Here is an 11,408-nt window from a genome sequence, read left to right as displayed (position 1 = left end):
GCCGACCCTTGGTCTCGCCACAGTCCGGAGACCGCGTGCCCCAAACCGCCCCGCCCCAGAATCTTGACCTGTTCCCCATCGGCAACTGCGCCGTCAGCGCCCTGATCGATCGCGGCGGAAGATTTGTCTGGGCCTGCGCGCCCCGCGTCGATTCCGATCCGGTGTTCAGCGCCCTGCTCAGCGATGTGGAGCCCGGAAGCGGCGCGGCCGGCGGCGTCTGGGATGTGAATGTCGACGGCGCGGTGTCGACCACCCAGGCCTATCTGCGCAACACCCCCATCCTGCGCACCGAGATCACCGACGCCGACGGCGCCCGGATCGAGATCATCGATTTCGCCCCGCGCTACCAGCAGTTTGGCCGCATCTTCCGACCCACCGCCTTCATCCGCCTAATCCGTCCGATCGCCGGCACGGCGCGCGTCACCCTGCGCCTGCGGCCCACCGCCCAGTGGGGCGCGCGGCTGGCCGAGCGGACTTCCGGCTCCAACCACATCCGCTATCTGTGCTCGGACCTGACCCTGCGGCTGACCACCGACTGTCCGGTCTCGCACATCCTGGAGGAACGCACCTTCCGTCTGGAGCAGCCGATCGCGATGTTCCTCGGCCCCGACGAGGGATTCGACGCCGATATCGGCTCGACCTGCGAGCGGATGCTGCGCGAGACCACCGCCTACTGGATGACCTGGGTGCGGGGCCTGGCCATTCCGCTGGACTGGCAGGCGGCGGTGATCCGCGCGGCCATAACCCTGAAACTGTGCGTCCACGAGGAAACCGGCGCCATCGTCGCGGCCCTGACCACCTCGATCCCCGAGCATTCCGACAGTGGCCGCAACTGGGACTATCGCTACTGCTGGATGCGCGACGCCTATTATGTGGTCCAGGCCCTCAACCGCCTGGGCGCGGTGGACATCCTGGAGAACTATCTGGGCTATCTGCGCAACATCGTCGACCGCGCGGCCGGCGGCCATATCCAGCCGCTGTTCGGCGTCGGCTTCGAGCCGCAGCTGACCGAGCGCTTCGCCCCCGACCTGCCCGGCTATCGCGGCATGGGGCCGGTGCGCATCGGCAACCAGGCCTTCGAGCACCAGCAGCACGACGTCTATGGCCAGATCGTGCTGTCCAGCACCCAGGCCTTCTTCGACGAGCGGCTGCTGCGCCAGGCCACGGTCGCCGATTTCGAAGCCCTGGAGCCGGTGGGCGAGCGGGCCTTCCAGTTGCATGACCAGCCCGACGCCAGCCTGTGGGAGTTCCGGGGCCGGGCCAATGTGCACACCTATTCCTCGGTGATGTGCTGGGCCGCCTGCGACCGGCTGGGCAACGCCGCCGAGAAGCTGGGTTTGACCGACCGCGCGACGTTCTGGAACGGGCGCGCCGCCAGGGTGCGCGCCACCATCGACGCCGCGGCGTGGAATCCCGAGCTTGGCCGGTTCGCGGCGACCTTCGGCGGCGACGAGCTGGACGCCAGCCTGCTGCAGTTGGTCGACCTGCGCTTCATCAGCGCCAGTGACCCTCGCAACATCGCCACCGTGGCGGCGGTCGAGGCCGGCCTGCGCAAGGGCTCCTACCTGCTGCGTTACGCCATTCCCGACGATTTCGGCGAGCCCAAGACCGCGTTCAACATCTGCACCTTCTGGCTGATCGAGGCCATGCACCTGGCCGGCCGCGCCGACGAGGCCCGCGCCCTGTTCGAGGACATGCTGGCCCGCCGCACCGCCGCAGGCCTTCTGTCCGAGGACATCGGCTTCTCCGACGGCGAGCTGTGGGGCAACTATCCGCAGACCTATTCCCTGGTCGGCCTGATCAATTGCGCGGTGCTGCTGAGCCGGCCCTGGACGTCGGTGCGATAGGCCGCGCGGAAACAGAGCCGAATTTGTGGCGGATCGAAATCGGCGCCTTGGCGTTTCAATGGTCATGTATCGCTTTGAAGAGGGGCGTCTGGTGATGACCACAACCGGGTCAAACGCGAGACATAGACCCCATGACCTTCCCACCCCGCCGGCGTTCCCGCCGGCTTCCGCCGCGCTGTTTCTGGATCTGGACGGCACCCTGGCGCCGATCATGCCCCGCCCCGAGCAGGTAGGACCCGACAAGCGCCGGGCCATGCTGATCAAGCGCCTCACCGCCACCCTGAACGGGCGAGTCGCCATCGTCAGCGGCCGGGCGCTCGATGATCTGGACCGCATCCTGGCGCGCGGCGTCACGCCGATCGCCGCCGTGCATGGCCTGGTGCGGCGCGATGCCGAGGGTCAGGTGATCAGTTCTTCGCCTCACGCCGGCATCGCGGACGCCCGACTGCTGCTGCGGGACCTGGCCCGTTGCGACCGGGGCCTGCAGTTCGAGGACAAGGGCGTCAGCGTCGGCCTGCACTATCGCAACGCGCCCGCTGCCGCCGAAGCCGTGATCGAGGCCGCCGACCGCATCGCCCGCACCACCGGCCTCGTGCTGCAGATGGGCGACATGGTCGTCGAATTGCGCACCCCGGGTCAGGACAAGGGCCAGTCCGTCGCCGCCTTCCTGCGCGAACACCCCTTCATGGGCTCGACCCCGATCTTCGTGGGTGATGACCTGACCGACGAGGACGGCTTCGCGGCCGCCGCGCGGCTGGGCGGCTATGGCGTGCTGGTCGGCGAAATGCGTCCGACCGCCGCCAGCTACCGCCTGAAGGACACCGCCGCCGTCTCGGCCTGGCTGGAGGGCGTCGCGACGCTTATGCCCGCATGAGCCGTCTGATCGTCGTTTCCAACCGGGTCAACCCGCCCCCCAGCCCCGAAAAGGGCGACGGCGACGGCAGCGTCGGCGGCCTGGCCATGGCCCTGGCTGCGGCCCTGCGCGAATATTCCGGCATCTGGTTTGGCTGGAGCGGCAAGACCACGCCGCAGTTCACCGGCCAGCTGGCCATGCAGCGGGTCGACGGCGTCACCACCGCCACGGTCGATCTCGAGGAAGGCGACTATCAGGAATATTACAACGGCTACGCCAACAAGACCCTGTGGCCGCTGTTCCACTACCGCGTCGACCTGACGGCCTATGACCGCTCGTTCGGCGAGGGCTATGACCGGGTCAACAAGCGTTTCGCCGAGACCCTTCGGCCGCTGATCGAGCCCGATGACGTGATCTGGGTGCACGACTATCACCTGATCCCGATGGCGCGGGAGCTGCGGCGGATGGGCGTGACCAACCGCATCGGCTTCTTCCTGCACATCCCGTGGCCGGCCCACCAGCTGGTGGTCACCCTGCCCCGCCACCGGCCTCTGGTCGAAGCGATGTTCGACTATGATCTGGTCGGGTTCCAGACCGAGGAATCCCGTCACGCCTTCGAAGGCTATGTCACTTCCGAAGTCGGCGGTTCGGTCGCCGCGAACGGCGACCTGACAGCGTTCGGCAAGACCACCCGCGCCGCCGCCTTCCCGATCGGCATCGACGCCGAGGACTTCGCCCGCATCACCCAGGGTCCCCGCGCCCGCAAGGTCTATGACCGCATGCTGGCCCACAGCGTGTTTCGCAAGATGGTCGTGGGCGTCGACCGCCTGGACTATTCCAAGGGTCTGGAAGAGCGCCTGATCGGCTTCGAGCGCTTCCTGCACGACAATCCGGACTTGCGCCGCGAGGTCATGCTGCTGCAGATCGCGCCGCTATCGCGCGACGAAGTCGAGGCCTATCAGGACCTGCGCTCGCGTCTGGACGGCCTGATCGGCCGGATCAACGGCGCCTATGCCGAGATGGACTTCACCCCCATCCGCTATGTGAACAAGTCCTACCGCCGCGACGAGCTGGCCGGGATCTATCGCGCCGCCAAGGTGGGGCTGGTGACGCCCCTGCGCGACGGCATGAACCTGGTGGCCAAGGAATATATCGCCGCCCAGGACCCTGAAGACCCCGGGGTGCTGATCCTGTCGCGCTTCGCCGGCGCCGCCCGGCAGATGGGCGAGGCGCTGATCGTCAATCCCAACAGCCCGGAGGAGATTTCCGACGCCCTGAGCCGCGCCCTGGCGATGGGCCTGCCCGAGCGCAAGCGACGCTGGGAGGCCCTGTTCGACAATGTCCAGCGCAAGGACGTCACCGCCTGGCGCGACGACTTCGTCGGCGCCCTGACGGCCTCCACCGAGGAGATCCAGCCGGTCCCCCCGCCCAGGTCGCTGGTGGAGGCCGCCGCCCCCACCCCGCAGGAGACCCCGTCATCCCTGTCGCTGCAACCGGCTGGCTCGGACGACCAGCCTAGGTCCGCGGCGACCGAAGCACGCCGCTGCGGATGATCGGCAGCAGGAAGGTCGCCAGCAGGGCCAGGTTGGGGATGGCGTTCATTCCATAGCCGGTGGCGATCGACATCGGGGTGTCGATCACGAACCAGACCAGCACGCCCGCGACCAGCCCGCGCCAGATGGGGGCGGAGCGCTCGCCCAGCAGGATCGCCGCCTGGATCGTCGCGGCGGCCGTCACGGCCCAGCCGATGGTCACCGCGCCCATGACGGCGAGGCTGAAGCGCATCTGGGCGTTCAGCTCCAGCGGTTCGGGGCCATTCAGAATACCGAAGATCAGACGGGTCGGCCCACTGGTGGCCTCAAGGCCGCCTCCGACCAGAACGGCGCCAAACACGCCGACCGCCCAACACCATACCGTCAACCAGTTGCGCCAGAAGCCTGACATCGCCGTCTCCCAAGTTTTGCCTGACGCAAACTAGGAGGGCTGGCCGACGCCGCACAATTACCTTTCAGGTCATGGCGCGTGGCGCGCGGGACTCAGGGCTCGAGAGCCAGGGACATCCGCGCATAGACCACGACCTCGGGCCAGGCCACCGGCGCCGCCTCGGGCTTCGGCGGCCCTTCGGGCTGCGATGACCAGGCGCCGACGGCGGCGGTCAGGCTCATCACCATCACCAGGGCTCCGCCCATGGCCGAGCGATGCAGGGTCGGCTGGGGCCGGGTCAGCATGATCACCCGCTCTTCCAGCGGATGGGGCGCGGCGGCCGGCCAGTGGCAACCCAGCGGCAGGGCGCGCGCGCCCAACTGGGTCTTCAGAAGGGTGCGGGCATAGAGGCCGCGCTCGCGCGACAGCCGGCCCATCACCCGGGCGTCGCAGGCCAGTTCCTGATCCAGGCGCGCCTCGCGCACCGCCAGATGGATCAGCGGGTTGAACCAGCCCAGGCACTGGATCAGCGCCATCAGCGCGTTAACGCGCGGATCCAGCCGCTCGATATGCGCGCGCTCATGCGCCCGGATCACCCCGCGCTCGGCCTCGGTGAACTTGGTCTCATAGTCGTCGGGCACCACCATGCGCGGGGCCAGAACCCCGACCACGGCCGGGCCGGCCTGGCCCGAGCGGGCGCGCCGCATGAACCGCGACTGGCTCCAGACCAGCAGCGCCAGGGCCAGCGACACGCCGACCAGCCAGACGCCGCCCAGGATCGCGGCATGATCGCCCGACATGATGAAGCGACGCGCGGCCGCCGCGCCGGGCTCGGCGGCGCGGGCGGGCAGCAGGGCCGCGAGACCCGCCGCCACGGGCAGCAGCCACAGCAGATAGGCGACCTCGGCCCCGAACAGGGCGCGGGTCGGACGGCGCAGGCTCAGGACCAGCAGGATGGCCAGACCGGCGGCCAGATTGCAGAAGACCAGATGGGTGAGGACCTCAGTCGCCATGTTCCAGATCCTCGATCAGGCGCTTCAGGCGCGCGATCTCCTCGGCCTTCAGCGCGCGATGCTGGGCGAAGTGACTGATCATCGGGGCCAGCTGGCCTTCGAACAGGCGGTCCAGAAGCCCCTGGCTCTCGGCCTGGACATAGACGCTGCGGGCGACCAGGGGCCGATAGCCGTGCTTGCCCTCGGCGCGCTCGGACTTGATGGCCTTCTTCTTCAGCAGCCGGTTGATCAGCGTCTTGACCGTGGCCTCGCCCCAGGACTGGCTGGCGCCGACCTCGGCCACCAGTTCGTCGGCCGTCAGCGGCTCACGCCGCCACAGCGCTTCCATGACATGACTTTCGGCCGAGGTGATGTGCATGACTCATTACATCCGTAATACTGCCTGACGCTATACCCGTCGCGCCGCCTGTCAAGCGATGGAGCGCATCAGGCCGCAGGTTCGGCCGGCCGCGTGGTGCAAAACCCGGAAAGCACGACGCAGCATCGTCCTGTCCACCGGTGTCTCGTCCCCTCATTGTCAATGACACCGGTTTCCATTAGAGACGTCGCAGACCCGTGAAACGGGCTATCGGGTTATAGTAGGGAGGATTAGCGGCGTGACCGTTTCTGCGGCCGAGAGCGATGTGTTCGCACCGGCGTCCATAGCTCCCCAATTCGTCAAGGCGCGCCTCGCGGGCGTCAGCGTCCCCGGCTATCCCGGCGGCGTTCTCCCTGTCACCATGGCCGACGGCTACGCCGTTCAGGACCTGGCCATCGACTCCTGGCCCGATGAACTGGTCGGCTGGAAGGTGGGCTATGTTCCGCCGCAGCATCAGGACCGCCTGGGCGCCGAGCGCCTGGCCGGCTGCATCTTCAAGAAGAACCTGTGGGAAGCCGCCGACGCGCCGACCCCGTTCCGCGCCATCGAGGGCGGCTTCACCGCCGTCGAGGCCGAGTTCATCGTCCGCCTGGGCAAGGACGCCCCCGAGGACAAGACCCAGTGGACCGCCGAGGAAGCCGCCGAATATGTGGGCGAGCTGATTCTGGGCGTCGAGATCGCCGGCAGCCCGCTGAAGACGATCAATGTCCTGGGCCCGCCCATCGTGGCCTCGGACTTCGGCAACAATGACGGCCAGATCCTGGGTCCCGTGCTGGAAAACTGGCGCGACATCGCCTGGGAAGACATGGCCGTCGAGACCACGATCAACGGCGCCGTCGTCGGCAAGGGCACGGCGGCTTCGATCCCCGGCTCGCCGCTGGCCGCCCTGGCCTTCCTGCTGGGTCATGTCGCCTCGCGCGGCCGCCCGCTGAAGAAGGGCATGCTGGTCACCACCGGCGCCAGCACCGGCATCCACGACGTGGTTGCGGGCGACGCGGCAACGGTTAGCTTCGGCGCCCTCGGACAGGTGCGCTGCGTCGCTGTTCCGGCCAGATAAGAAAACGACAACTCAGGGTAAGGAAGACGTATCCATGGTCATTCCCAAGGCCCCCGAACCCTCCGAAAAGATCGGTCGGTATCGGTGGGTGATCGTCAGCCTGCTGTTTGCGGCGATGGTCATCAACTATGTCGATCGGCAGACGATCGGCATTCTGAAGTCGGACCTCTCCAAGGAGTTCGGCTGGAGCGAGGGCGACTATGCCGACCTCGTCTTCTATTTCCAGCTGTCCTACGCCGTGGCCTATCTGGTCTGGGGCAAGATCATGGACAAGATCGGAGCCCGCTGGGGCTTCGGCATCGCCTTCCTGATCTGGCAGGTCGCCCACATCGCCCACGCCGGCGCGCGCGGCCTTAACGGCTTCATCTTCGCCCGCATGGGCCTGGGCATCGGTGAGGCCGGCGGCTTCCCCGGCGGCATCAAGGCCGTGGCGGAGTGGTTCCCCAAGAAGGAACGCGCCTTCGCCACCGGCATCTTCAACGCCGGCACCAATATCGGCGCGATCGTCACCCCGCTGGTCGTGCCGGGCATCGTGCTGGCCTGGGGCTGGCAGATGGCCTTCATCGTCACCGGCGTGGCCGGGCTGATCTGGCTGCCCATCTGGCTGATCCTGTATCGCACGCCCCGGCAGCACAAGAAGATCAGCGCCGCCGAACTGGCGCACATCGAGCAGGACGAAGCCGATCCGGTGGAGAAAATCCCCTGGGTCAAGCTGCTGACCAAGCGCGAGACCTGGGCCTACGCCCTGGGCAAGTTCCTGATCGACCCGATCTGGTGGATGTTCCTGTTCTGGCTGCCGGACTTCCTGGGCAAGCGCTATGGCCTTGATCTCAAGACCTTTGGCCCGCCGCTGATCGCCATCTACCTGCTGTCGGACGTCGGCAGCGTGGGCGGGGGCTGGATGTCGTCGAAGTTCATGAGCATGGGCTGGAGCATCAACAAGGCCCGCAAGATCACCATGCTGATCTGCGCCCTGCTGGCCGTGCCGGTCATGTTCGCCTCCTATGCGGACAGCGTCTGGCTGGCCGTGCTGATCATCGGCGTCGCCACGGCGGCCCACCAGGGCTTCTCGGCCAACCTCTACACCCTGCCGTCGGACGTCTTCCCGCGCGGCGCGGTCGGCTCGGTGGTCGGCATCGGCGGCATGCTGGGCGCCGTGGGCGGCATGGTGTTCTCCAAGTACATCGGTCAGGTCCTCGAGAAGATCGGCACCTACACCCCGATCTTCATCGTGGCGGGCAGCGCCTATCTGATCGCCCTGCTGGTGGTTCACCTGCTGACCCCCAAGATGGAGCCGGTGAAGATCTAGGTCTTCAGCGCCTTCCGAAAGATCAGCCCCCGGCGCCCACAGCGTCGGGGGCCTTTTTCTGGCCCAAGACCTGACCAGGGCCTATTTCCAGCGACGGTTTTCGAGGAGTCGCCCATGTCCCCCGCCCCGCTCAAGGTCGCCCTGGTCGGCTATGGCTTCGTCGGCAAGACCTTTCACGCGCCCCTGATCGCCGCCACGCCGGGGCTGGAGCTGCACACGGTGGTGTCCAGCGACGCGGCCAAGGTGCGGGCCGACTTTCCGGAGCTGGCGGTCGTCAACGCCGATCTGGCCCGCGCCGTGGCTGATCCGGCCATCGACCTGGTGGTCATCGCCACCCCCGACGCCCTGCACGCCAGCCAGGCCCACATTGCCCTCGACGCCGGCAAGCACGTGGTGATCGACAAGCCCTTCGCCGTCACCCTGGACGAGGCCCGCGCCATCGCCGACCACGGCCGGCGCGTAGGCCGCCTGGTCAGCGTCTTCCAGAACCGCCGCTGGGACAGCGACTTCCTGACCCTGCAGGCCCTGATCGACCGGGGCCATCTGGGCGAGATCGTGCAGTACGAAAGCCATTTCGACCGCTTCCGGCCGCTGGTCCGCGACCGCTGGCGCGAAAAGGCGGGCGCCGGGGTGCTGCTGGACCTGGGCCCCCACCTGATCGACCAGACCCTGGTGCTGTTTGGCAGACCCGAGGCGGTCTATGCCGACATCGCGGTCCAGAAGGACGGCGGCGTGGCCGGCGACTATTTCCACCTGCTGCTGCGCTATCCCCGCCTGCGGGTGCTGCTGCACGCCAGCCAGATGACCCAGGCCACCAACCTGCGCCTGGCCGTGCACGGTACGAACGGCAGCTTCATCAAGAGCGGGCTCGACACCCAGGAGGACCACCTGAAGGCGGGCCTAAGGCCCGGCGCGCCCGGCTATGGCGACGATCCCCGCCTGGGCGTCCTGATCCAGATGGAGGACGGCGAACCGGTCAGCACGCCTGTGCAACCCCTGCCCGGCGACTATCGCGCCTACTATGCCGGGATCCGCGACGCGATCACGGGCGGCGCGCCCAGCCCCGTGCCGGTGGAAGAAGCGCTGCTGGTCATGGAAGTGATCGACGCCGCCCAGCGCAGCGCCGCGGAGCGCCGCGAGATCGCGCTCTAGCTAGTGACTGATCGAACCGCTCTCGCGGCGGCCTGACAACGCCAGGCCGGCGTCCAGCCCGCGCCGCCACAGCAGCTCGGCGTCGTACAGAACCATGCCGTCCTGCAGGGTCAGGCGCAGCAGCAGGCGGGTGGGCAGCAGCAAGGTCCGCCGCATCGCCACCCGCGCGCCAAAGGCCGTCAGGTCCATGACCGCCACGGGCTCGGCGCGCCCCTGGCCCGTGACCAGATCGCCGCGCAACAGACAGGCCCGGCGGCTTTCGGCGCGCCGCTCGAGAGGCTGTTGAAGGAAGGATTCGACGTTGGACATGCCGCGAAACTAGGCCGCGAAGTCTCTAGGAACAGTTCCCTAGGGTGGTAAGCGAAGGGTGAACCGGGCTTAGCCTTGTTGGGTGCTAGTGACCCCCCGGGCAAGCGCCGAGACGCCCCGCCCTCACCCGTCCCGTAGATCCTTCTTCGTCGTCCGGTAGGCCTTCTGCAGCGTCAGCTGCCGGCGGCGTTCGGCGTCCTTGGCGATCCGCTCGGCCTTGCTCTCCACGGCCGCCAGCTCCAGCCCCAGCTTCTGGAACGAGGCCCAGCGGTCGGGGTCGAGCGCGCCGCTCTCCAGCGCGCCGCGCACCGCGCAGCCGGGTTCATTGGCGTGGCCGCAGTCGCGGAACCGGCATTGCTCGGCCAGGCGCTCGATGTCGTCGAACACCACGCCCAGCCCCTCCTCGGCGTCGATCAGCCCCACCTCGCGGATGCCGGGCGTATCGAGGATCAGCCCGCCGCCGGGCAGCAGGATCAGCTCGCGATGGCTGGTGGTGTGGCGGCCCCGGGCGTCGGTCTCGCGGATCTTCTGGGTGGCCATCAGCTCCTCGCCCGACAGCACATTGACCAGGGTAGACTTGCCGACGCCCGACGAGCCGATCAGCACGCAGGTCTCGCCCGGCGCGATCTGGCCGCGCAGGGCGTCCAGGCCGACACCCTGTCGGGCCGAGACGGCGATCACCGGGCAGCCCGCCGCCAGGGCCGCGACTTCATCGGCCAGGGCCTGGGGCTGGTCGGACAGGTCGGACTTGGTCAGCAGCACCACGGGCCGGGCGCCGCTCTGCCAGGCGGCGGCGAGATAGCGCTCCAGCCGGCGTGGATTGAAGTCGGCGTTCATCGAGGTGACCACGAAGGCCACATCGATATTGGCGGCGATCACCTGCAGGGTCTGAACGCTGTCGGCCGCGCGGCGGACGAAGGCGGTGCGGCGCGGCAGGATGGCGTGGATCGTGGCCGAGCGCTCGGCCAGGTTCACCGTCAGCGCCACCCAGTCGCCGACGACGGGCGCGCCCGCCTCGCGGGCCTCGTGCAGCAGGCGGCCGGACGGCTTGGCGCGCAGCTCGCCCTCGTCGGTGGCCACGACATAGGCCCCGCGCCGCTGCACGATGATGCGCCCCGGGGCGTGGCCGGCGCGGGCGTGCGGTTCAAAGTCCCGCGCCAACGCGTCGGACCAGCCATATTGATCGATCAAGGGCGGCGTCTTTCAACTCGAAGCAGGCAGTCTAGCACCCCGCACCGGGCAAGGCTTCATCCGGCCCGCATCCGGCGCCGATCTTGTATCCACCCTGCTTCCCGCGCCTAACCCGCTGAAATCCCTCGCCCGGGCCGAGCTAACTCCCCCGACATCCGCACCGACGTATACTGTCTTCATCTCAGGGCGATGGGGAGGGCGCGCGGCCAGCGACCTTCGCGGCCCTGGGGTGTGGTCGAGCGGAGAGCGCTCGTCGACGGCGCTGACCCTCCATGTGAGGATCAACGCAACTCTGCATTCCTCTGGCGGCGGTCGGCCTTGCAGCACAGAAACGACGTGGGATGTACGGGGTTGGCGAGAGCGGCAGGCGGGCGGAAACGTTCGCGGTCCGGGACG

Annotated in this window: 11 protein-coding genes; 6 read left to right on the top strand and 5 right to left on the bottom strand. The window is 68.3% G+C overall.

The annotated features are described in order from the left end of the window. Window positions 1-35 precede the first annotated feature (35 nt). From ACW17V_RS08470 to ACW17V_RS08460, 3 genes are all read left to right on the top strand, one after another. Entirely contained in the window at window positions 36-1,847 is a 1,812-nt protein-coding gene (locus tag ACW17V_RS08470) for a glycoside hydrolase family 15 protein (RefSeq protein ID WP_492108393.1), read from the top strand. Window positions 1,848-1,941: 94 nt separating this feature from the next. Further along, window positions 1,942-2,721, top strand: a complete 780-nt coding sequence (gene otsB / locus ACW17V_RS08465) for a trehalose-phosphatase (protein WP_492108763.1) — start codon at window positions 1,942-1,944, stop codon at window positions 2,719-2,721. Further along, window positions 2,718-4,253, top strand: a complete 1,536-nt coding sequence (locus tag ACW17V_RS08460; RefSeq protein ID WP_492108392.1) for an alpha,alpha-trehalose-phosphate synthase (UDP-forming) — start codon at window positions 2,718-2,720, stop codon at window positions 4,251-4,253. Before otsB ends, ACW17V_RS08460 begins: the two co-directional genes overlap by 4 nt. On the opposite strand, the gene ACW17V_RS08455 is transcribed toward ACW17V_RS08460, so the two are convergent. The 3 genes from ACW17V_RS08455 to ACW17V_RS08445 form a co-directional block, all read right to left on the bottom strand. After that, a complete protein-coding gene (locus ACW17V_RS08455) occupies window positions 4,216-4,644 on the bottom strand; it encodes a hypothetical protein (protein ID WP_492108391.1) in 429 nt (142 codons plus the stop codon). The genes ACW17V_RS08460 and ACW17V_RS08455 overlap by 38 nt on opposite strands. A 92-nt stretch (window positions 4,645-4,736) precedes the next feature. Then, window positions 4,737-5,636 carry a M56 family metallopeptidase gene (locus ACW17V_RS08450; RefSeq protein ID WP_492108390.1) on the bottom strand — a complete coding sequence of 300 codons (900 nt, stop codon included), beginning with the start codon at window positions 5,634-5,636 and terminating at the stop codon, window positions 4,737-4,739. Next, on the bottom strand, window positions 5,626-5,994 hold the full coding sequence (locus tag ACW17V_RS08445) for a BlaI/MecI/CopY family transcriptional regulator (protein WP_492108389.1): 369 nt from the start codon (window positions 5,992-5,994) through the stop codon (window positions 5,626-5,628). Before ACW17V_RS08445 ends, ACW17V_RS08450 begins: the two co-directional genes overlap by 11 nt. Window positions 5,995-6,232: 238 nt before the next feature. Between ACW17V_RS08445 and ACW17V_RS08440 the strand changes: the two genes are divergently transcribed. The 3 genes from ACW17V_RS08440 to ACW17V_RS08430 all read left to right on the top strand — a co-directional run bounded on the left by ACW17V_RS08440 (window position 6,233) and on the right by ACW17V_RS08430 (window position 9,512). Next, window positions 6,233-7,051: a 2-keto-4-pentenoate hydratase gene (locus ACW17V_RS08440; RefSeq protein WP_492108388.1), complete on the top strand. Its 819-nt coding sequence runs from the start codon at window positions 6,233-6,235 to the stop codon at window positions 7,049-7,051. 34 nt (window positions 7,052-7,085) lie between these two features. Continuing rightward, the gene (locus ACW17V_RS08435) at window positions 7,086-8,360 is read left to right on the top strand and encodes an MFS transporter (RefSeq protein WP_419321217.1); all 1,275 of its coding nucleotides are present in this window, start codon (window positions 7,086-7,088) and stop codon (window positions 8,358-8,360) included. Between the two features lie 114 nt (window positions 8,361-8,474). Then, window positions 8,475-9,512 carry an oxidoreductase gene (locus ACW17V_RS08430; RefSeq protein WP_492108387.1) on the top strand — a complete coding sequence of 346 codons (1,038 nt, stop codon included), beginning with the start codon at window positions 8,475-8,477 and terminating at the stop codon, window positions 9,510-9,512. Here ACW17V_RS08430 and ACW17V_RS08425 read toward each other — a convergent pair whose 3' ends face one another. Beyond that, on the bottom strand, window positions 9,513-9,821 hold the full coding sequence (locus ACW17V_RS08425) for a hypothetical protein (RefSeq protein ID WP_492108386.1): 309 nt from the start codon (window positions 9,819-9,821) through the stop codon (window positions 9,513-9,515). Window positions 9,822-9,944: 123 nt separating this feature from the next. Beyond that, window positions 9,945-11,012 carry a ribosome small subunit-dependent GTPase A gene (rsgA, locus tag ACW17V_RS08420; protein ID WP_492108385.1) on the bottom strand — a complete coding sequence of 356 codons (1,068 nt, stop codon included), beginning with the start codon at window positions 11,010-11,012 and terminating at the stop codon, window positions 9,945-9,947. Window positions 11,013-11,408: the final 396 nt, after the last annotated feature.

The sequence above is a fragment of the Caulobacter sp. FV2ye17ST genome, from assembly GCF_058680955.1.
Note: the sequence above shows the minus strand (reverse complement) of the source record. Positions and strands in the feature narration are given on the sequence as shown.